This is a genomic window from Lysobacter sp. Root76, from assembly GCF_001428685.1.
GTDB lineage: Bacteria > Pseudomonadota > Gammaproteobacteria > Xanthomonadales > Xanthomonadaceae > Lysobacter.
Genome location: NZ_LMIK01000010.1, coordinates 1 through 21,413, shown reverse-complemented (window position 1 = coordinate 21,413; position 21,413 = coordinate 1). Strand labels below are relative to the sequence as shown.

Sequence of the window (21,413 nt, the reverse complement as noted above, 5' to 3'; positions counted from 1 at the left end):
GGCGATGTCGACGGCTTGAGCGAACGGGGACGGTAGAATGCGCGTCCCCTCCGTATCCGTGGTGTCACGCCGATGTCCGACTGGTCGCTCGATCAGGCCCGCAAGACCTACTCGATTCCGCATTGGTCCGAAGGCTACTTCGACGTCGATACGGCCGGGCGGATCGCGGTGCGGCCGCACGGCGAGCGCGGGCCGGCGATTCCGCTGCCCGAAGTGGTCGACGCCGCGCGCGCCAACGGCGCCAAGCTGCCGGTGCTGGTGCGCTTCCCGGACATCCTCGGCGACCGCCTGGGCAAGCTCCAGGCCGCGTTCGCCCAGGCCCAGGCCGAGTGGGACTACGCCGGCGGCTACACCGCGGTCTACCCGATCAAGGTCAACCAGCATCAGGGCGTGGCCGGCACCCTGGCCTCGCACCACGGCGAGGGCTTCGGCCTGGAAGCGGGCAGCAAGCCCGAACTGATGGCGGTGCTGGCCCTGAGCCGGCCCGGCGGCCTGATCGTCTGCAACGGCTACAAGGACCGCGAGTACATCCGCCTGGCCCTGATCGGCCGCAAGCTCGGGCTGGAGACCTACATCGTGGTCGAAAAGCCGTCCGAGCTGGCGCTGGTGATCGAAGAGGCGCAGGCCCTGGGCGTACAGCCCGGCCTGGGCGTGCGCATGCGCCTGGCCTCGCTGGGCGCCGGCAAGTGGCAGAACAGCGGCGGCGACAAAGCCAAGTTCGGGCTGTCGCCGCGCCAGGTCCTGGACCTGTGGAAGAAGCTGCGCGACGCCGGCATGACCGACTGCCTGCAGCTGCTGCACTTCCACATGGGTTCGCAGATCTCCAACGTGCGCGACATCGCCAACGGCATGCGCGAGGCCACGCGTTACTTCGTCGAACTGTCCAAGCTCGGCGCCAAGGTGCGCTACATGGACGTCGGCGGCGGCCTGGGTATCGATTATGAAGGCACGCGTTCGCGCGGCTACTGCTCGATCAACTACGGCCTCGGCCAGTACGCCAACAGCATCGTCCAGCCGCTGGCCGAAGCCTGCGCCGAGCACGGCCTGACCCCGCCGCGCGTGGTCACCGAATGCGGCCGCGCGATGACCGCGCACCACGCGGTGCTGGTCGCCAACGTGTCGGAAGTCGAGGAAGCGCCGGAAGGCCGCATCCCCGATGAGCACGACGACGAGCCGGCGGTGGTGCGCCACCTGCGCGAGATCCACGGCGAACTCGACCAGCGCCCGGCGGTGGAGCTGTTCCACGAGGCCCAGCACCACCACAGCGAGGGCCTGTCCTCGTACGCGCTGGGCCAGATCGACCTGACCCATCGCGCGCGCATCGACGACCTGTTCTACGCCATCGCCCATGCGGTGCGTCAGCGTCTGAACTACGACGAGAAGAGCCATCGCGAACTGCTGGACGAGCTCAACGACCGTCTGGTCGACAAGTACTTCGTCAATTTCAGCGTGTTCGAGTCGATCCCGGACGTGTGGGCGATCGACCAGGTGTTCCCGATCGTGCCGATCGAGCGCCTGGACGAGGCGCCGCAGCGTCGCGGCATCCTCGCCGACATGACCTGCGACTCCGACGGCACGGTCAAGACCTACGTCGAGAACGAGGGGCTGGACAGCTCGATGCCGCTGCACCGCCTGAAGCACGGCGAAAGCTATCGGCTGGCGTTCTTCCTGGTCGGCGCGTACCAGGAGATCCTGGGCGACATCCACAACCTGTTCGGCGACACCGATGCGATCGAAGTGCGCGTCGACGGCGACGGCTACCGGATCGTGCAGCAGCGCCGCGGCGACACCACCGATGTGATGCTGGACTACGTCGGCTACCGATTGGCCGACCTGCGCCAGGCCTACCGCGACAAGGTCGCCGCCGCGCGCTTGCCGGACGAGGAATCCGATCGCCTGAACGCGGACCTGGAAGCCGGCCTGACCGGTTACACCTATCTCAGCGACGCGCCGCTGGCGTGAGCGGGAGTTCGGGCATGAAGCAGTACCTGGTGCTGGCGATGCGCGAGCCGGCGTTCGATGCGGCTGTGATCGAGCCGCATAGGGAGTTCGTTGCCGCGCTGCGCGCGCAGGGCCGCCTGGAACGCTCGGGCGCGTTTTCCGACAAGAGCGGCGGCGCCTACGTGCTGCTGGCGCCTGACCTGGCCGCGGCGACGGCGCTCGCCCACACCGATCCTCTGCACCTGGCCGGCGCGTCGCGGCTCACGATTTACGAATGGCTGGTCTGAACACCCCTACGGGACGGAAGGTTGAAATGAAAGTCGGATTCATAGGCCTGGGCGCGATGGGCGCGCCGATGGCGCGCTACGTGCACAGCAAGGGGCTGCTGACCGCGGTCGGCAACCGCACTCAGGCCAAGGCCGACGCGATGGCGGCGGAGCTGGACGTGCGTGCGGCGCGCTCGGCGGCCAACTTCGCCGACTGCGACGTGGTGACGCTGTGCGTGTCGCTGGACGCGGACGTGCTGGAGAACGTCGCCGCGTTGGCGGAAGTGCTCAAGGCCGGTGCGGTGGTGGTCGACCATTCCACGGTCGCGGTCGAGACCGCGCGCCGCTGCGCGGCGATGCTGGCCACGCACAACATCGGTTTCCTCGATGCGCCGGTGTCCGGCGGCGTCGAAGGCGCACGCAACGGCAAGCTGTCGGTGATGGTCGGCGGCGATGCCGCGGTGCTGGAGCGTGCGCGCCCGGCGATCGAAGCCTACGCCGCGCGCATCAGCCACATGGGCGACACCGGCGCCGGCCAGGCGACCAAGGCGGTCAACCAGGTGCTGGTCGCGGGCATCAACGAAGCGGTCTGCGAAGGTTTGGCGCTGGGCGAGAAGCTCGGCCTGGACCCGCAGCGCCTGCTGCCGACGCTGATGGCCGGCGCGGCCAACAACTGGTTCCTCGACAAGCGCGGCGCGACCATGCTGCGCGACGAGTTCGCGCCGGGCTTCAAGTGCGCGCACATGCTCAAGGACCTGCGCATCGTCCAGGCGATCGCACGCGATGCCGGCATCCGCACCGCGACCATCGACCAGGCCATCGCCGACTACGCCGAGCTGATCGAGCGCGGCATGGGCGAATCCGACACCTCGGCGCTGATTGCGCTCAAGCGCGGCTGATTCGGCTGCGCGCGCGCCGCGCCTGGCAGTCTGTGGGAGCGGCGTAAGCCGCGATGTTCTTGCAGGAACGCAGCGGGCCGTGACGGGCGTTCGCGCTGGAATCGCGCGAACGCTGCCCTGCTTTCTATGGGAGCGGCGTGAGCCGCGATGCTTTTAGGCGGGATGAGGAAGAGCCGCGGCTTGCGTCGAATGTCGAGCGGCGCGATCGCGGCTCACGCCGCTCCCACAGAAAGCGAAAGGAAGGCGCCGACACGGCGCCTCCCCTCAGGAGGCGGCCGTCTTGTTGCGGCGGTTGGCCAGGGTTTCGCCGAGGGTCGCGCCCAACCAGGCCGCGAACAAGGTCAACACGATCGCCGCGCCGTTGTACTTGAGCATTGCCGGCAGCGAGGCCATCGGCGGCGGACTGTCGGGGGCGATCATCGCCACCAGCACGGTCAGGATCGCCAACCACACGATCAACACCATCAGCACCGCGATCGCGCGGAACTTGCGTCGCGCTATCGCGCCGCCGACCGCCATCGCCAGCAGCACCATCAGTACATCGCCGATCGGCACCCGGCCCAGCGGCGAAGAAAGGATCTGACTGCCGCCGCCGTCGCTGCCGGCCAGCTGCGCGGCCATGCCGCCCAGCAACAGTACGGACAGTGCGGCGATGCAGCCCAGTAGTACGCGTTTGTCCATGCTTCACCCTGCTGCGAACCGGGCGAGTCTACCGCGGCGACGCGTATCGCCAAGCGCCGGCGGCGCGGGCTGTGACCGCGCTCGCGCTTGCGCCGCGGCGGTGTGTGGGAGCAGGGAGGAGGCTGAGCCCGCGCTCGGAATGGACTTGAGTGCCCGTGGCGCTTTCCCTTCTCCCTCTCGCGGGAGAAGGGGGCGCGGAGGGCCGGATGAGGGCGTGGCGAGGTGATAGCACCGCAATCGCTGCGACGGCACTCACCCCAACCCCTCTCCCGCAAGCGGGAGAGGGGCTCAAGACGTGCGTGCTTTGGTCTTCGGTGCCTGCCCAGGCGCGGACGCTATTCCCTTCTCCCGCTCGCGGGAGAAGGTGGCCCGCAGGGCCGGATGAGGGGCGAGGCGAGGTGGTAGCACCGCAAGCTCAGCGGCTGCCCTCACCCCAACCCCTCTCCCGCAGGCGGGAGAGGGGCTCAAGGCGTGCGTGCTTTGGTCTTCGGCGCCTGCCCAGGCGCGGACGCTTTCCCTTCTCCCGCTCGCGGGAGAAGGTGGCCCGGCAGGGCCGGATGAGGGGCGGGGCGAGGTGGTAGCACCTCAAGCCCGGCGGCTGCCCTCATCCCAACCCCTCTCCCGCAGGCGGGAGAGGGGTTCAGAAGGTGCGCTTACTTGACCTTGATCGCCAGCCCCGGCAGGCCGCCGCTGGCGAGCTTGCGCTTGGCTTCGGCGAGGTCGCTGGCGGTGCCGTAGGGGCCCATGCGCACGCGGTAGACGGTCTTGCCGCTGATCTGCGCCGGCTCGACCCGGGCGCCCAGGCCCAGCAGGGCGATCTTGGCCTTCATTTCCTCGGCCTGGCCGGAAGCCTGGAACGCGCCAGCTTGAAGCAGGTAACGGGTGCCGTCGTCGATCGCGACCGGCTTCGGCGCGGTGTTGGCGGCGACGTTGGCCGTGGCCGGCGTAGTCGTGCCGGCGTTGTTGGCCGTGACCGTCGCCGGCGTCGTGGCGACGGGCGTGCTGGGGCCGGCGTCGACCGGCTTGGGCAGCGCGGTGCCTGCGTTGTTGGCGGCGGTCGCGTCGGCGGGCGCGGTCGTCGTCTGGACGGCGCCGTTCTGGGCGGCGGCGGCCTGCGCCGCCTGCTGTTTCTGCTGCTGCGCCAGACGCTGGGCTTCGGCGCGCTCGGTCGCGGCCAGTTCGGCGTCCGTCAGCGGCACTTCCTTGCCCGGCAGCAGGTCGTAGAACGCGTAGGCGGTGGCCTGCTTGTCCGGGTCGGCGGCGGGCTTGGGCTTGCTGGGGCCGTCGTCGTTGTCGGGAGCGACGGTCTCGTCCTCGGCCACCGCGACCGGCGCCGGCTGGGCGTCGGGGTTGGGCTTGGGACGGAAGAAGCCGTCGCCGTCGGACTTGAGCAGCTTCGGCGCCGACAGGATCAGCACCACGCCCAGCAGGACGCCCATGACGCCCCAGGCCCAGCCCGGCAGGCCGCCGCCGTTGCCCTGGTTGCGCTTCGCTTGCGATTTGCCACGTCGTGCTGCCACTTACATCACCTCGGGGGCGCTGACGCCCAGCAGGTCCAGACCGTTCGCCAGCACCTGGCGCGTCGCCGTCGCCAGGGCCAGGCGCGCGTTGCGCACGGCCGCGTCGTCGACCAGGAACTGGTGGTCGTTGTAATACGTCTGGAAGGTCTGCGCCAACTCCAGCAGATAGACCGCGATCTGGTGCGGTTCGAGGTCGCGGCCGGCGGCGGCGACCACGTCCGGATAGCGCAGCAAGGTGACCACGAGTTCGCGCGCGGCCTCGTCGTCGAGGTCCAGCGGTTGCGCCAGGCCCTGTTCGAGGTCGAACGACAGGCCGCGCTCCTTGAGCTGGCGCATCAGGCCGCACATGCGCGCGTGCGAAACCTGCACGTAGTAGACCGGGTTGTCCATCGACTGCGAACGCGCCAGATCGATGTCGAAGGTCAGTTGCGAGTCGGGCTTGCGCGCGATCAGGAACCAGCGCACGGCGTCGCTTCCCGCTTCTTCGATCAGATCGCGCAGGGTCAGGTAACTGCCGGCGCGCTTGGACAGCTTCACTTCCTCGCCGCCGCGCATCACCGTGACCATCTGGTGCAGCACGTACTCCGGCCAGCCCTGCGGAATGCCGGCGTCGAGCGCCTGCAGGCCCGCGCGCACGCGCGCGAGCGAGCCGTGGTGATCGGCGCCCAGTTCGGTGATCGCGCGCTCGTAGCCGCGCTGCCATTTGCTCAAGTGATAGGCGACGTCCGGCACGAAGTAGGTGTAGGTGCCGTCGGACTTGCGCATCACGCGGTCCTTGTCGTCGCCGAAGTCGGTGCTGCGCAGCCACAGCGCGCCGCCTTCCTCGTAGGTATGGCCGTGCGCGATCAGTTCGCGCACGGTCTCCTCGACCTTGTCGTCGGCGTACAGCGAGCTTTCCAGGAAGTACACGTCGAAGTCGACGCCGTAGGCGGCGAGGTCGCCGTTCTGCTCGCGGCGCAGGTAGGCCACGGCGAAGCGGCGGATCGCATCGAGGTCTTCGATGTCGCCGGCGCCGACCACGATATGGCCGTCGACCTCGACCGAGGCGCCTTCGAGGTAGGCGCGGGCGACGTCGGCGATGTAGTCGCCACGGTAGCCGTCTTCCGGCCAGCCTTCATCGCCGGGGGCGATGCCGCGCGCGCGCGCCTGGGTCGAGATCGCCAGGTTGTTGATCTGCACGCCGGCGTCGTTGTAGTAGAACTCGCGCGCCACGTTCCAGCCGTTGGCGGCGAGCACGCGCGCGATGCAGTCGCCGATCACCGCGGCGCGGCCGTGGCCGACATGGAGCGGACCGGTCGGGTTGGCCGAGACGTATTCGACGCCGGCGCGGTGGCCCTTGCCGCTGTCGTTGCGGCCGTAGCCGGCGCCGGCGGCGAGCGCGTCGCGCAGCAGGCGGCGCCAGGCCGACTCGTCGACATGGAAGTTGATGAAGCCGGGGCCGGCGATCTCGACGCGCGCGATGTCGTCGTTGGCCGGCAGGGCCTCGACCAGCTTCTGCGCGATCTCGCGCGGATTGGCGCGCGCCGGTTTCGCCAGCAGCATCGCGGCGTTGGTCGAGAAGTCGCCCTGGGCATGGGTCTTGGGGCGTTCGATCACGAAATCGGGCGTCGCCAGCTCGGCCGGCAGAGTGCCGGCGGCGCGCAACGCATCGATGGCCTGCGCGACCAGCGCGCGGAGATGGGTTTTCACGGGGATTCTGCGGGGTGCTGCGGATCGGCCATTGTACGCGAGGGCGGCCCCGCAGGCGGGCGGCGGACGCCGCCGCGACGCCTCGCCCGTAGCGTCGCGACGAGGTCCGCCCCGGGTCGGAGCGGCGCGACGCCTCGGGGCCGCGGGCATGCGCCGCCGACCCCGGACCTGCCGACCTCAGACCATGCCGCGCGCCGCCATCGATACCGGCGGTCCGTCGGCGATCACGAAGTGGTCCAGCAGACGGGTATCGACCAGGTTCAGGGCATTCCGCAGGCGCAGGGTCACGGCGCGGTCGGCGGCGCTGGGCTCGGGATTGCCGCTGGGGTGGTTGTGGCCGACGATCACCGCGGCGGCGTTGTGTATCAGCGCACGCCGGACTACTTCGCGCGGGTGCACTTCGGCACCATCGATGGTGCCGCGGAACAGCTCCTCGAACGCGATCGCGCGGTGGCTGGTGTCCAGGAACAGGGCCGCGAACACCTCGTGCGGCCGCCCGCGCAGACGCTGGGCGAAATAGCGCCCGGCGGCGCCGGGATCGGTCAGGACCTCGCCGCGCTCGAGCTGGGCCGACAGGTGCCGGCTGGCCAGTTCCAAAGCGGCGGCCAGGATGCAGGCGCGGGCCGGGCCCAGGCTGGGCAGGCGCAGCAACTGGGCCGGGCTGCATTCGAGCAGGGCGCGCAGCGGGCCGTGCGCGTTCAGCAAGTTGCGCGCGGTGGCGACCGCATCGTGCCCGCGCAGGCCGGAGCCCAGGAAGATCGCCAGTAACTCGGCGTCTGAGAGGGCGCCGGCGCCGCGCGCCAGGAGTTTTTCGCGGGGCCGTTCCGCGCTGGGCCATTCTTGGATACGCATGGCCGCAGCTTGGCGCCGCGTGCGGGGCGCGGCGATCGGGCGTTGCGGGTGCATCGGGTAAGCTAGGGCCTCGTTCCGGCGTAGGAATTCCCTTACGGGCAGCCTGCGAACGCCGGAGCCGCACCGCCGCACCTGGACCCGAAGCCGAACATGGCACTAGACGCGCCACCCTCCCTGCAAGGCCAGCACCTGCTGCTTTGCGTCTGCGGCGGCATCGCCGCCTACAAGGCCGCCGAGCTGGTGCGCCGCCTGCGCGATGCCGGCGCCGACGTGCGCGTGGCCATGACCGAGAACGCGACCCGCTTCGTCGGCACCGCGACCTTCCAGGCCCTGTCCGGCCAGCCGGTGCGGACTTCGCTCTGGGATGCCGAGGCCGAAGCCTCGATGGGCCACATCGAACTGGCGCGCTGGGCACAACGGGTGCTGATCGCGCCGGCCACCGCCGACATGATCGCCAAGCTCGCGCACGGTTTCGCCGACGACCTGATCACCACCCTGTGCCTGGCCACCGAGGCTCCGCTGACCATTGCGCCGGCGATGAACCACCGCATGTGGGCGCATCCGGCCACCCAGGCCAACGTCGCCACGCTGCGCGCGCGCGGGGTGCGCTTGCTAGGGCCGATGGACGGGCCGATGGCCGAACCCGAATCCGGCCCCGGGCGGCTGATGGAACCCAACGACATCGTCGCCGCGCTGGCCCAGGTCGCGCCATGAGCGTGGCCAGCCTGCAGGGCCTGCGTCTGCTGATCAGCGCCGGGCCGACCTACGAGGACATCGATCCGGTGCGTTTCATCGGCAACCGCAGCAGCGGCAAGATGGGGTTCGCGATCGCCGAAGCCGCCGCCCGGCGCGGTGCGCAAGTGCGGCTGGTCGCCGGCCCGGTGTCGCTGCCGACCCCGGCCGGGGTCGTTCGCACGGATGTGCGCTCGGCCGCGCAGATGCGCGAGGCGGTGCTGGCGGGGCTGCCGGCCGACGCCTACATCGGCGCCGCCGCGGTCGCCGATTACACTCCGGTCCAGGTTGCGCCGGGCAAGATCAAGAAGAACGAAGCGCGCTTCGCCCTGGAACTGGTGCGCACGCCCGACATCCTGGCCGAGGTCGCCGTGCATGCCGCGCGCCCGCGCCTGGTGGTCGGCTTCGCCGCGGAAACCAACGACGTCGAACGCTACGCGCGCGACAAGCTGGAGAAGAAGAAGCTCGACCTGATCGCCGCCAACCGCGTCGGCGTGCCCGGCAGCGGCTTCGAGAGCGACGACAACGCCCTGACCGTGTACTGGGCCGGCGGCGAGCGCGCGCTCGGGCCCGCGCCCAAGACCCGGCTCGCCGACGAGCTGCTCGACCTGATCGCCGAACGCCTGCGCAACGCATGAACCACACTCTCGAACTGAAAATCCTCGACCCGCGCTTCGGCGACGAATGGCCGCTGCCGCAGTACGCGACCGCCGCCAGCGCCGGTCTCGACCTGCGCGCGGCGCTCGATCAGTCGCTGGTCCTGCTTCCGGGCGACACCGCGCTGGTGCCGTCGGGGCTGGCGATCCATCTCGGCGACCCCACGCTGTGCGCGGTGATCCTGCCGCGATCGGGCCTGGGTCACAAAAACGGCATCGTGCTCGGCAACGGCACCGGCCTGATCGACGCTGACTATCAGGGCCCCTTGCTGATCAGCGTGTGGAATCGCGGACGCGAGGCTTTTACGATGCAGCCGGGGGATCGCATCGCGCAGCTGGTCGTACTGCCGATCGTACGGGCTACGCTGCAGGTGGTCGAAGAATTCGAATCCAGCGCGCGCGGGGCCGGCGGCTTCGGCCACACCGGCGTGCGCTGATCAAAGGAACGGAACGATGGTGGATCTGAAGATCGAGCGGCCGCAGCTGTCGGCCGAGCAACTCAAACCGCTACGACCGGTTGCGATCGCCTTGTGCGTGCTGTTGGCGGCATGGTTCGCCTGGAGCGGCTGGCAACAGCATCGCGACAATGCACGCCGCACCGGCATCGAGCGCGCCCGCGACGCCGCCGTCGAGGCCGCCAAGACCGGTCTGGCCGGCGAACTCAAGCGCCTCGACGAACGCCTGGCTTCGGCGCCGGTGCAGACCGCGCTGGGCGCGGGCGATCTGGCCGCGGCGGCACGCGAACTCGGCAAGGACTGGCCCGGCGCCAGCGACGCGGCGGTCCTGAGCAGCGACCTGGCCGCCGAATACGCCGCCCTGCCCAAGGGCGGTTACGGCCGCCTCGCCGCGATGGAAGCGGCGATCGCCAACGACAAGCCGGTGGCCTGGATCGCACGCGACGGCGCCCAGCCCTCGCTGGCCTTGGCCGCGCCGGCGCGCGCCGGCCAGCAGACGGTGGGCGTGGCCTTCCTGCGCCTGCCGCTGCAGCGCGTGAGCCAGGGCATCGAGGGCGCCTCGGTGTCCGGCGACACCTATCTGGCGCTGCGCCAGGGCGGCTACAGCGTGGTCGAACGCGGCGACGCCGCGCTCGCCGACGGCGCCGAAGCGCTCGCGGCCAAGATTCCCGACAGCGATCTGCGCATCGCCGCCGCCATCCCCGACGTCGCCGGCGGCCCGCTGGGCCTGGGCGCGGTCGGCTGCTTCGGCGCCGCCGGCATCCTGGCGCTGCTGGGCCTGCTGGCCTGGCGCGCGCCCAAGATGCGGCGCGGCGCGGCGGTCGTGGTGGAAGAGGAAGGCCCCGACCAGACCCTGACCGAGGCGATGGAGCAGCAGCCAGTACCGCCGCCGATCGAGCTGCCGATCGACGTCAAGGCGCCGCTGCCGGTCAAGGCGGTCGCGATCGACCGCAGCATCTTCCGCGCTTACGACATCCGCGGCGTGGTCGGTAAGACCCTCGACACCGGCGTCGCCGAGCTGATCGGCCATGCCATCGGTTCGCTGATGCACGACCAGGGCCTGAGCGACATCGTCGTCGGCCGCGACGGCCGCCTGTCCGGCCCGGCCATGGTCGAAGGCCTGATCGCCGGCCTGCGCAAGGCCGGGCGCAACGTCATCGACATCGGCATGGCGCCGACGCCGGTGATCTATTTCGGCGCCTACCACCTGCGTGCCGGTTCCTGCGTCTCGGTCACCGGCAGCCACAATCCGCCCGACTACAACGGCTTCAAGATCGTGATCGGCGGCGAGACCCTGTCCGGCGACGCCATCACCGACCTCTACGCCCGCATCGCCGACGACCGCCTGCACCTGGGCGACCTGGGCTCGCTGTCGGAGCGCGAGATCGGCGAGGACTACGTCCAGCGCATCGCGTCCGACGTCCAGATCGACCGCCCGCTCAAGGTCGTGGTCGACGCCGGCAACGGCGTCGCCGGCGACATCGGCCCGCGCGTGCTGAGCGCGATCGGCGCCGAAGTCACGCCGCTGTACTGCGACATCGACGGCCACTTCCCCAATCACCATCCGGACCCGAGCGAGCCGCACAACCTCGCCGACCTGATCAAGATGGTGCAGCGACTGGACGCCGACCTGGGCGTGGCCTTCGACGGCGACGGCGACCGCCTGGGCGTGGTGACCCGCGACGGCCAGAACATCTTCCCCGACCGCCTGCTGATGCTGTTCGCCGCCGACGTGCTCGAACGCAACCCCGGCGCGATGATCATCTACGACGTGAAGTGCACCGGCCGTCTGCCCGGCCACATCCTGCGCCATGGCGGCAGCCCGCTGATGTGGAAGACCGGCCACTCGCTGATCAAGGCCAAGATGCGCGAGACCGACGCCGAACTGGCCGGCGAGATGAGCGGCCACTTCTTCTTCAAGGAGCGCTGGTATGGCTTCGACGACGGCATCTACGCCGCCGCGCGCCTGCTCGAAATCCTCGCCGCCCGCCCGCAGAACGCCAGCGAAACCCTGAACGCGCTGCCCGACGGCGTGTCCACGGCCGAGATCAAGGTCGAAGCGCCGGACGGCGACCCGCATGCCTTCGTCGAGCGCTTCCTCAAGCAGGCCCAGTTCGAGGGCGCGCGCCTGTCGACCATCGACGGCCTGCGCGTGGATTACGCCGACGGCTGGGGCCTGGTGCGCGCGTCCAACACCACGCCGATCCTGGTGCTGCGCTTCGACGCCGACTCGCGCGAATCGCTGGGCCGCATCCAGGCCGCGTTCCGCAGCCAGCTGCTGGCGGTGGACCCGACGCTCAACCTGCCCTTCTGATCGTGGGGCCGGCCGCGCCGGCACCGCTAAAAACGCAAACGCCCGGCCTAGGCCGGGCGTTTTGCTTTCGGCACCGAGGAATCCGCGGGCGCCTTCGGTCGGTCGACTTACTCAAGCCGCATCCGCATCCGCTCACGCGATGCGGGCCGCATCAACCGCCCGCGCGCGCCGCCTCGGCGGCCTTCATCGTGGTGTAGCGCTGCAGCGCCGCGGTCAGGTCTTCGTCGATGGTGGCGCGCTCGGCTTTCTGCTGGGCCAGGATGCTCTGCTGGCGCAACAGTTCGGCGTGCTGGTTGCGGATGTTGTCGGACAGGCTGCCGCGCACCGGCTTGCCGTTGAGTTCTTCTTCGCCGGCCTTGCGCAGCAGGCTGAGCAGGCTCTGGCGGCGGCCCTGGACGCCCAACTGCGAGGCCTTCACGGTTTCGTCCATCACCGCGATGCGTTCCTGGAACGCGCGCCGCAGATCGGCCTCGGTGGCGTAGGACTGGGCCATGGCGATGTCGCGACGGACCTTGGCTTCTTCGGCCATGGCGGCGATGCGCACGACTTCGGCCTGGGCGGCGGCGGCGGCGCGCTCCTCGGCGGTCAGCGCGCGTGCGACCTGGGCGGTGGCCAGGCCGCTCTTGGCGCTGAACTCGGTGCGCGCGCTGTCGACCGCGCTGGCCGGCAGGGCGTCGCCGCAGACCTTGCGGCCGTTCTCGTTCCAGCAGTAGAGCTTCTTCTTCGGGGCGTCCTGCGCGACCGCGGCGGTCGCCGCCAGGGCCAGCAGCACGGCGCCCGTCAGCAGGGTCCGGGTCTTAAACGTCTGGGGCTTCGGGTTCATGTCGGCTCCCTGCCATCGCGATGCATGGGTCATGGGACAGAACTGACGCAAGAGTCGGGCCATACAAGCACCTCGCGCGTGCAACCGCTGTCACGATTCCGCCCACGCGCCTGGCTGGGCCGATCGGCCGGACGCGCGGCTGCAGGATTCAAGCCTCGGCGCGGCTGCCGTAGCGCTCCCGGTAGTCGAGCAGGCGCTCGCGCTGGGCGCCGAACTCGGCGCTTTCGCCGGTGAAGGCGAGCAGGTCGGCGAGGCTGGCGACGGCGATCACCGGCAGGCCTTGTTCGATTGCGACAGTTTCTGCCGCCGAGCGTCGCGATGTGGCCGGGTCGACGGCTTCCTGACGGTCCAGCGCGATCACGATGCCGGCCGCGCTACCGCCGGCATCGGCGATGATCGCCAGCGCTTCGCGGATCGCGGTGCCGGCGGTGATCACGTCGTCGACGATCAGCACGCGGCGGCCGGCCAGCGGCGCGCCGATCAGGCTGCCGCCCTCGCCGTGGGTCTTGGCTTCCTTGCGGTTGAACGCCAGCGGCAGGTCGCGGCCGCGGCGCGCGTACTCGCAGGCCAGCGCGGTCGCCAACGGAATGCCCTTGTAGGCCGGCCCGAACAGCAGATCGAAGCCCAGGCCGTGGGCGTCGATGGCGTCGGCGTAGCAGCCGGCCAGTTCGGCCAGCGCGGCGCCGGTGTCGAAGCGGCCGGCGTTGAAGAAATACGGGCTGCTGCGGCCGGACTTGAGGGTGAACTCGCCGAAGCGCAGGGCGTCGGCGCGCAGGGCGAGCTGGAGGAAGCGGGTGCGGTGGTCGGTCATGGGGGCGTGCTGGGGGCGGTTGATCGATCGGTGGCGGGCGGCTGCAGTCGGCGCAGCATCAGGTGCTGCGGGCCGGCGGCGCCGCCCAGGAACAGTTCGCCGGTGTCGACGAAGCCGGAGCGCCGATAGGCGGCGATCGCGGCGAGATTGCGGCAGTTGACCGTCAATGCCAGCAGTCGAAGCTGCGGGTGGCGCCGGCGCAGGTCGTCGCAACAGGCGTCCATGGCCTGGGCGCCGTAGCCGCGGCCCTGGCGCTCGCGGTCGATCACCACCGCGCGCAGGCCCACGCTGAGCTCGTCGAAGGCGCGGCCGCCGACCGCCTCGGGATGGAAGTCGAGCCGGTAGAAACCGATCACCTGGTCGCCGGCCAACACCGCCATCGCCTCGCTGGACGGATCGCGGCGGGTGTCGTCGAGGTTGAACGCGGTCTCGCCGACGAACTGCAGCTGCTCGGGCGCGACCCGCAGCGCGCGCACCGCATCGGCGAGCGCGTCGTCGATGGGGACGACGCGGACGGTCGCGGTCGCGGCGGGGACTACTGACATGCCCGGCATGATAGGCCACCGGCGCCCGGGCCATTGCTATGATCGGCCGCATTACGCTCCGGAGTGCGCATGCGCATCATCAGCTTCAATGCCAACGGCCTGCGTTCGGCGGCCACCAAGGGCTTCTTCGACTGGTTCCGCACCCAGAACGCCGACGTGCTGTGCATCCAGGAAACCAAGGCCCAGGAGCACCAGCTCACCGGCCCGGCATTTCTGCCCGAGGGCTACCGCGCCTACTTCCGCGACGCGATCACCAAGAAGGGCTACAGCGGCGTCGCGATCTACTCCAAGCGCGAACCGGACGAGGTCCGCACCGCGATGGGTTGGGCGCCGTTCGACGACGAAGGCCGCTACATCGAGGCACGTTTCGGCAATCTCAGCGTCGTTTCGTTCTACATCCCGTCCGGTTCCTCGGGCGAGCTGCGCCAGGGCTTCAAGTTCGAGGTTATGGACTGGCTCAAGCCCAAGCTGGACGAGTGGCTGCGCAGCGGCCGCGAATACGTGCTGTGCGGCGACTGGAACATCGTGCGCAGCCGCCTGGACATCAAGAACTGGACCAGCAACCAGAAGAACTCCGGCTGCCTGCCGCCCGAGCGCGAGTGGCTGAACGGCCTGTGCGACGGCGACAAGTGCTGGGTCGACGCCTACCGCGCGCTCAATACCGAAGGCCAGGACTACACCTGGTGGAGCAACCGCGGCGGCGCGCGCGGCAACGACGTGGGTTGGCGCATCGACTACCAGCTGGTGACCCCGGGCCTGCGCGACCGCCTGCGCGGCTGGGCGATCCAGAAGGAACCGCGTTTCTCCGACCACGCCCCGTTCATCGTCGACTATGAGCTCTGACGCCGCCGCGGCGAAGCCGCGCCCGGGCTGGCGGCAGGTGCTCAAGAGCCTGCGCGAGCCCAAGGTGCTGGCGATGCTGCTGCTGGGCTTCAGCTCGGGCATCCCGATCTACCTGGTCGGCAACACGCTCGGGTACTGGATGCGCGAGAACGCGATCGAGCTGTCGACGATCGGCTTCCTGTCCTGGGTCGGGCTGGCGTACTCGCTGAAATTCCTGTGGGCGCCGCTGGTCGACAAGGCCTATGCGCCGCTGTTCGGGCGCTGGCTCGGGCGCCGCCGCGGCTGGATGCTGCTGTCGCAGATCGTCGCCAGCGCCGCGCTGCTGGGCATGGCCCTGGTCGAACCGCACAAGGGCGAGCTGGTGCTAGGCGGGGTGGCGCTGAACCACCTGCTGGTATTCGGCGCGCTGGCGTTGGTGGTCGCGTTCGCCTCGGCAACCCAGGACATCGTGATCGACGCCTGGCGCATCGAAAGCGCCGACAGCAACGAGCAGCAGGGCCTGCTGACCGCGAGCGGCGCGCTGGGCTACCGCGCCGCATTGCAAGTAACCGATGCGTTGATCCTGATCATGGCCGCGCGCGTGGGCTGGGCGGTTTCGTACGAGATCATGGCACTGCTGCTGGGCGTGGGTATGGTCGCGGTGTTCCTGGCGCGCGAGGCGCGCCTGGCCGACCCCGAACCGGTGATCGAGATCGTCGATGCGGCCGACGAAAAGCTCGGCGTGTCCGACGCGATGGTGGTGCGCTGGCTCGCGGCCCTGGCGATCGGCGTGCTCGCGGTGGCCTACCAGGTCGCCAAGCACAACTTCTGGGACGCCGACTGGAGCTATCTCGACGCCGTGTTCGCCGGCGGCGTGGCGTTGGTGCTGTGGCTGCTGATGCGCCGACCCCAGGGCGGCCAGCCGGTGCACGAGGCGACCTGGTCGCGGCCGCTGGTGCGGCCGCTGCTGCGCTTCTTCGATGCGGTGCTCGGCCCGCTGCTGATGTTCCTGCGCACCCACGGAAAGTGGGCTTTGCTCATGCTGCTGGCGATCAGCCTGTACCGGCTGCCCGACTTCGTGCTCGGGCCGATGGCCAACCCGTTCTACGCCGACCTGGGGGTGGGCAAGGAGACCGTGGGTGCGGTGCGCGTCTCAGTCGGGATGATCGCGACCATCGTCGGCATCGCTGCGGCCGGCCTGAGCGCGATCCGCTTCGGCTTCGTCCCGACCCTGCTGGTGGGCGCGGTGCTGGGTCCGGCCTCCAACCTGGCCTTCGCTTACCTGGCCCTGCACGGCAGCGACCCGACCGTGTTCGCGATCGTCATGGCGATCGACAACTTCAGCAACGGCTACGCCGGCGTGGCCCTGGTCGGCTACATGTCCAGCCTGACCAGCGTGGGCTACACCGCCACCCAGTACGCCCTGCTGAGTTCGTTCTATGCCATGCCCGGCAAGTTCCTCAAGGGCTTGTCGGGGCTCGCGGTGGAGCACCTGGAAACCGGCCGCACCTTGCTGGAGGCGTATTCGCTGTTCTTCATCGGCACCGCCTTGATCGGCATTCCGGCGCTGTTGCTATGCCTGCTGCTGGTGATGCGGCGTCCGGTGGCGGCGCCGGCCACCGTCGCCTGAACGCTCGCGACCGCGCTCACGATTCACCGACGTTCATGCACAAAACCCACGGTTTGCTGAGGTAAAGTGCGGCGATGACCGATATTGTCCTGCACGACATCGACCCGGTGCTGGCCGAACGCATCCGCCGGGTCGCCGAGGCCCGCAACTGGTCCCCGGACGAAGCGCTGATGCACCTGCTGGAGCACGGCCTGTTCGCCTGCGAGACCGAAATGGCCGCACGCTTCAGCGATACCGATGCCAGCGCTCTGAAGGCCGCGATCATGGCCCTGGAAAGCGTGCCCAGCGATCCGGGCTATTCCCTGATCGGGCGCGCGCCGCGTCCGGTCGACGAGGGCGAGTGGGGCCATGCGGGCGTGAGCCAGATCGACGCCGACCTGCAAAAACTGATCGACGAAGTGCCTTCCGGCAAGAATCAGGCTGGATAAACCACGCCGAGCACGCGCGGACCGCGCGCGCCGGTCACGCTGGGCAGGTTGCCGGGTAAGCCGGCCAGGGTCTGCCGCGCCAGCCAGGCGAAGGCCATGGCTTCGACGAAATCCGGATCCAGGCCGTAGGCCGCGGTGGACTCCAATACGACGTCCGGCAATTGCGCGGCGATCGCCCCCAGCAGCTGCGCATTGCGCACGCCGCCGCCGCAGGCCAGCACCCGGCGCGTGCCGGGCTGCTGCGCGCGCAGGGCGTCGGCGATGGTGATCGCGCTCAGCTCCAGCAGGGTCGCCTGCACGTCCTCGACGCGCTCGTCGCCGCTCAGGCGCGAGCGCACCCAGTCGAGGTGGAAGTGCTCGCGGCCGGTGCTCTTGGGCGGCGGCAGCGCGAACCAGGGCTCGTCGAGCAGGCGCGCCAGTAGTTCCGGATCGGACTCGCCCTGTGCGGCGAACTCGCCGTCGGCATCGTAGGCGCCGCCGCGGTGCAGCAGGTGCCAGGCGTCCATCAGGCAGTTGGCCGGGCCGGTGTCGAAGCCGCGCACCGCGCCGCTGGCCGGCAGCAGGGTGTAGTTGGCGATCCCGCCCAGGTTCAGCACCGCGCGGTCCTCGTCGGCCGCGCGCAGCTGGGCGGCGTGGAAGGCAGGCACCAGCGGCGCGCCGTGACCGCCGGCGGCGACGTCGCGGCGGCGGAAGTCGGCGACCGTGGCGATGCCGCAGCGCTCGGCGATGCGGTGACCGTCGCCAAGCTGCCAGGTGAAGGGATGGCGGCCGTCGTAGAACGCGCCCTCGGGGCGGTGGCGCACGGTCTGGCCGTGGGAGCCGATCGCATTGACGTCGGCGGCGCCGGCCCCGGCTTCGTCCAGCAAGGCCAGCGCGGCCTCGGCGAAGGCGTCGGCGATCTGCACGTCGAGCGTGCCCAGTTCTTCCAGCGACTGCGCGTCGCCGCCCTGGCCCAGCGCGACCAGGCGCGCGCGCAGCGCGTCCTGCCACGGGTAGGTGCGGCCCAGGACCAGTTCGCAATGCTGCGCGGAGTCGAAACGCACCAGCGCGGCGTCGATGCCGTCTGCGCTGGTGCCGGAAATCAGGCCGACGAACAGCCCCGCGGCGGGGGCCTGCGTGTTTGCGGGCACTTCAGGCCTCAGGTCAGGCCTCAGGCCTTGGTCTTCTTCTTGGTGGCCAGCGCGCGCGACATCGGGTTCGGGGTCGGCGTGGCGTCGGCGTAGATGATGTTCTCGACCTGACGGATGCGCGCCAGCGCGACACCGGTCTGCGAGCGGAACTGCGCCAGCGCCGCACCGCTCAGCGGCTCCGGCGGCGGCATGGTGATCGACAGCGGATTGCGGTGCACGCCGTTGACCCGGAATTCGTAATGCAGGTGCGGGCCGGTCGACATGCCGGTGCTGCCGACGTAGCCGATCACCGTGCCCTGGGCGATGCGCTGGCCCGGACGGATCTTGCCGATCCGCGACATGTGCCCGTACAGCGTGGTGTAGCCGCGGCCGTGGTCCAGGACCACCGCGTTGCCGTAGCCGCCCATCCAGCCGGCCGTCTGCACCCGCGCGTCGCCGGCGGCCATGATCGGGGTGCCGCTGCCGGCCGCGTAGTCCACGCCCTTGTGCATGCGCATGCGGCCCAGCACCGGGTGGCGGCGTGCGCCGAAGCCCGAGCTCAGGCGCGCGTACGGGATCGGCATGCGGATGAAGCTCTTCTTCAGCGGACGGCCGTCGCCGGTGAAGTACTCGGATTTGCCGTTGCGCTCGAAACGGAAGCCGGTGTGCAGCTTGCCGTCGCTGGTGAAGGTCGCCGCCAGCACCGGGCCGGTGCTGACCAGCTCGCCTTCGCGCCAGGTCTGCTCGACCACCACGCTGAAGCGGTCGTTGGCGCCGACGTCTTCGTTGAAGTCGATGTCGTACTTGAAGATGTCGTCGGTCAGCGTGCGGATGTTGTTGGGGCTCAGGCCGACCTTGCGCGCCGAGCGGAACAACGAAGAACCGACCTTGCCGCTGAGCACCACGGTGCGGGTTTCGCTCGGGCGCGCGATCACCTTCTGGTAGATCTTGCCGCCGTCCAGGCTCAGTTCGATCTGATGGCTGTCGTCGCGGTCGTAGCGGAAGCTGCGCAGCGTGCCGTTGACCGGCATGTCGAAGGCCAGTTCGGTGCCCGGCTTCATCCGGGTCAGCGCCTGCTTGGCGCCCGGCTGCTCGAGGATCTGCTGCATGGTCGCGGTCGGGATGTCCAATTGCTTGAACACCGAGCCCAGGGTCTGGCCGCGGTCGACCCGCACCAGCTGCCAGCTGTCGCCGGTCTGGCCCTTGGCGCGCGCCAGCGGAAGCGGCGGCAGCGCCAAGGCCAGCGACTGGCGCGCGGCGTGCAGCGGCTTGGCGTTGCCCGGGCTGAAGCCCGGCACGATCGCCAGCACCAGCATGCCCATGGTCGCGAACAGGCTGGCCTGCACCCATTGGCGGCGCGACCAGCGGCCGGTGAATCCATCGGAAAGATGACGTGCCAGCACCGGTCGGTGCAGAGCGGCCTCACGCAGTGCCTTCAGGCGTTCGCGCCGGTCCGAACCGGAATCGGGTGCGGTCATCGATGGAATCCCCTGCAAAAGGTGTGAAGGCTGCGTAGCGGCGTTACCATAGACATGCGAGCAACGTGCGTCAAACCCTTGACCTGAATAGGGTTTTTGTCCGCAGGTCATTGCGGTAAGTTTTAACTCCCTGTTAACTCCATTCATAGACCGCGGTCGCAATTCGGCGTCCGCGTCCGCCACGCGAGCCCTCCCTTTGTCCGCTTCCAGCCCCGCCTCCGTCCAAGACGCCCTAGACCTGATCCGCCGCGGCACCGACGAGATCCTCAAGCTCGACGAGCTCGAGGCCCGTCTCAAGCTCGGCCGCCCCCTGCGGATCAAGGCCGGCTTCGACCCGACCGCCCCCGACCTGCACCTGGGCCATACCGTCCTGCTCAACAAGATGCGGCAGTTCCAGGACCTGGGGCATCAGGTGATCTTCCTGATCGGCGACTTCACCGGAATGATCGGCGACCCGACCGGCAAGAACGTCACCCGCAAGCCGCTGACCCGCGAGGACGTGCTGGCCAACGCCCAGACCTACTCCGACCAGGTGTTCAAGGTCCTGGACCGCGACAAGACCGAGGTCCGCTTCAACTCCGAGTGGTTCGGCAGGATGAGCGCGGCCGACATGATCAAGCTGGCCGGCCAGCACACGGTCGCGCGCATGCTCGAACGCGACGATTTCGCCAAGCGCTACGCCGCCCAGCAGTCGATCGCGATCCACGAATTCCTGTATCCCCTGGTGCAGGGCTACGACTCGGTCGCGCTGGAGTGCGACGTCGAGCTCGGCGGCACCGATCAGAAGTTCAATCTGCTGATGGGCCGCGGCCTGCAGGAACACCACGGCCAGCCGGCCCAGATCGTGTTGACCATGCCCTTGCTGGAAGGGCTGGACGGCGTGGCCAAGATGTCCAAATCGCTGGGCAACTACATCGGCATCAACGAACCGGCGATCGACATCGTCCAGAAGACCATGCGCATCGACAACGCCCTGATGTGGCGCTGGATCGAATTGCTCAGCTTCGACATCGGTCCGGCCGATGCGCGCGAGCTGCGGGCGCAGTACGACGCGATGGAGGGCGACGACCGCCAGGGCGCGTTCGCGACCGGCATCAAGCTGCGCCTGGCCGAAGAGTTCGCCGCGCGTTTCGACGGCAGCGACGCGGCCCGGCGCGCCGTACTGGCGTGGCAGAACATCAATGCCTCGCGCGGCGCCGGCGTCGACCGGGACCTGCTGGAAGCGCGGGAAATAGCCGTTGCCGTGGAAGGGCTGCGCATCGCCGCCCTGCTTACCGCGGCCGGACTCACGCCCAGCAATTCCGAGGCCAACCGCAAGCTCAAGGAGCGCGCCGTGCGCGTCGACAACGAGTTGATCGAAGACCCGCAGCGCTCCTTCATCGCCGGTTTCGACGGCCTGCTCGCGGTGGGCAAGCGCGTCGTGCGCGTGCGTTTGCTCGCCGGCTGACGCTTGCGCAAAAGATTTCGCGAAAAACTTTAAGGAAATCGCGAAAACGCTCTTCCCAAATCCGTTGTGCATGTGCACAATGCGCGCCCCGCTGAGACGCTTTACTGATCGACGCGGGGCGCAGCGAAAGCGGTGGCGAAATCGGTTGACGAATTCGAAGCCTGCTGTAAGATGCGCGGCCCACTAGACGGGACGGCCGAACGGCCTGAACGGAAGTCGGGAAGCGGTAAGAAAAAAGGTTTCGCAGGGTGTTGACGGTCGCGAAATCTGCTGTAAGATGTGCGGCTCCCTCGGGCACTTTGGTGACGAGGACGG

General features: G+C 69.5%; 17 protein-coding genes and 2 pseudogenes. 10 read left to right on the top strand and 9 right to left on the bottom strand.

From position 1 onward, the window contains the following. Positions 1–72: 72 nt before the first annotated feature. Genes speA through ASE10_RS18400 form a run of 3 tightly spaced genes read left to right on the top strand, consistent with a single transcriptional unit; the run spans position 73 to position 3,106 of the window. Positions 73–1,962, top strand: coding sequence for an arginine decarboxylase (gene speA / locus ASE10_RS18410; RefSeq protein ID WP_056101019.1), 1,890 nt, complete (start codon positions 73–75; stop codon positions 1,960–1,962). Positions 1,963–1,976: 14 nt separating this feature from the next. Beyond that, positions 1,977–2,228, top strand: coding sequence for a YciI family protein (locus ASE10_RS18405; RefSeq protein ID WP_056101017.1), 252 nt, complete (start codon positions 1,977–1,979; stop codon positions 2,226–2,228). A 26-nt stretch (positions 2,229–2,254) separates the two neighbouring features. Beyond that, positions 2,255–3,106: an NAD(P)-dependent oxidoreductase gene (locus ASE10_RS18400; protein ID WP_055904965.1), complete on the top strand. Its 852-nt coding sequence runs from the start codon at positions 2,255–2,257 to the stop codon at positions 3,104–3,106. 264 nt (positions 3,107–3,370) lie between these two features. On the opposite strand, the gene ASE10_RS18395 is transcribed toward ASE10_RS18400, so the two are convergent. The 4 genes from ASE10_RS18395 to radC form a co-directional block, all read right to left on the bottom strand. Further along, a complete protein-coding gene (locus ASE10_RS18395; protein WP_055904962.1) occupies positions 3,371–3,787 on the bottom strand; it encodes a hypothetical protein in 417 nt (138 codons plus the stop codon). A 653-nt stretch (positions 3,788–4,440) separates the two neighbouring features. Further along, on the bottom strand, positions 4,441–5,307 hold the full coding sequence (locus ASE10_RS18390) for an SPOR domain-containing protein (protein ID WP_056101014.1): 867 nt from the start codon (positions 5,305–5,307) through the stop codon (positions 4,441–4,443). Continuing rightward, positions 5,308–6,996: an arginine--tRNA ligase gene (gene argS, locus ASE10_RS18385; protein ID WP_056306140.1), complete on the bottom strand. Its 1,689-nt coding sequence runs from the start codon at positions 6,994–6,996 to the stop codon at positions 5,308–5,310. It abuts the gene before it with no gap. Positions 6,997–7,173: 177 nt separating this feature from the next. Then, positions 7,174–7,848 (bottom strand): DNA repair protein RadC, encoded by a 675-nt coding sequence (radC, locus tag ASE10_RS18380; protein WP_055904952.1) that lies wholly within the window; start codon positions 7,846–7,848, stop codon positions 7,174–7,176. A 150-nt stretch (positions 7,849–7,998) separates the two neighbouring features. On the opposite strand from radC, the pseudogene coaBC reads away from it, so the two are divergent. From coaBC to ASE10_RS18365, 3 genes and pseudogenes are all read left to right on the top strand, one after another. Next, positions 7,999–9,218: pseudogene (gene coaBC / locus ASE10_RS18375) on the top strand (bifunctional phosphopantothenoylcysteine decarboxylase/phosphopantothenate--cysteine ligase CoaBC). Further along, complete coding sequence (dut, locus tag ASE10_RS18370) at positions 9,215–9,673, top strand: dUTP diphosphatase (RefSeq protein ID WP_056306138.1); 459 nt, start codon at positions 9,215–9,217, stop codon at positions 9,671–9,673. Before coaBC ends, dut begins: the two are co-directional and overlap by 4 nt. A 16-nt stretch (positions 9,674–9,689) precedes the next feature. After that, entirely contained in the window at positions 9,690–12,005 is a 2,316-nt protein-coding gene (locus ASE10_RS18365; protein WP_056306136.1) for a phosphomannomutase/phosphoglucomutase, read from the top strand. Positions 12,006–12,156: 151 nt separating this feature from the next. Here ASE10_RS18365 and ASE10_RS18360 read toward each other — a convergent pair whose 3' ends face one another. The 3 genes from ASE10_RS18360 to ASE10_RS18350 all read right to left on the bottom strand — a co-directional run bounded on the left by ASE10_RS18360 (position 12,157) and on the right by ASE10_RS18350 (position 14,184). Beyond that, positions 12,157–12,828, bottom strand: coding sequence for a hypothetical protein (locus ASE10_RS18360; protein ID WP_082575545.1), 672 nt, complete (start codon positions 12,826–12,828; stop codon positions 12,157–12,159). A 148-nt stretch (positions 12,829–12,976) separates the two neighbouring features. After that, entirely contained in the window at positions 12,977–13,639 is a 663-nt protein-coding gene (gene pyrE / locus ASE10_RS18355; RefSeq protein ID WP_056101003.1) for an orotate phosphoribosyltransferase, read from the bottom strand. Further along, complete coding sequence (locus ASE10_RS18350) at positions 13,636–14,184, bottom strand: GNAT family N-acetyltransferase (protein WP_056306807.1); 549 nt, start codon at positions 14,182–14,184, stop codon at positions 13,636–13,638. Before ASE10_RS18350 ends, pyrE begins: the two co-directional genes overlap by 4 nt. 69 nt (positions 14,185–14,253) lie before the next feature. On the opposite strand from ASE10_RS18350, the gene ASE10_RS18345 reads away from it, so the two are divergent. The 3 genes and pseudogenes from ASE10_RS18345 to ASE10_RS21370 all read left to right on the top strand — a co-directional run. Continuing rightward, the gene (locus ASE10_RS18345) at positions 14,254–15,027 is read left to right on the top strand and encodes an exodeoxyribonuclease III (protein WP_056306132.1); all 774 of its coding nucleotides are present in this window, start codon (positions 14,254–14,256) and stop codon (positions 15,025–15,027) included. Next, positions 15,017–16,636 (top strand): hypothetical protein, encoded by a 1,620-nt coding sequence (locus ASE10_RS18340; protein WP_056306130.1) that lies wholly within the window; start codon positions 15,017–15,019, stop codon positions 16,634–16,636. The genes ASE10_RS18345 and ASE10_RS18340 overlap by 11 nt, the downstream gene beginning before the upstream one ends. Before the next feature lie 74 nt (positions 16,637–16,710). Beyond that, positions 16,711–16,929, top strand: a pseudogene (locus ASE10_RS21370) (hypothetical protein); the annotation flags it as partial. A 122-nt stretch (positions 16,930–17,051) separates the two neighbouring features. On the opposite strand, the gene ASE10_RS18330 reads toward ASE10_RS21370, so the two are convergent. Together ASE10_RS18330 and ASE10_RS18325 are read right to left on the bottom strand one after the other, a co-directional pair. Then, positions 17,052–18,194 carry an anhydro-N-acetylmuramic acid kinase gene (locus ASE10_RS18330; RefSeq protein WP_056306127.1) on the bottom strand — a complete coding sequence of 381 codons (1,143 nt, stop codon included), beginning with the start codon at positions 18,192–18,194 and terminating at the stop codon, positions 17,052–17,054. Between the two features lie 20 nt (positions 18,195–18,214). Next, positions 18,215–19,651, bottom strand: a complete 1,437-nt coding sequence (locus ASE10_RS18325) for a peptidoglycan DD-metalloendopeptidase family protein (protein WP_056100991.1) — start codon at positions 19,649–19,651, stop codon at positions 18,215–18,217. A gap of 196 nt (positions 19,652–19,847) precedes the next feature. Here ASE10_RS18325 and tyrS point away from each other — a divergent pair, with 196 nt between their 5' ends. Further along, entirely contained in the window at positions 19,848–21,098 is a 1,251-nt protein-coding gene (gene tyrS, locus ASE10_RS18320) for a tyrosine--tRNA ligase (RefSeq protein WP_056306125.1), read from the top strand. The last annotated feature ends 315 nt before the right edge of the window (positions 21,099–21,413 follow it).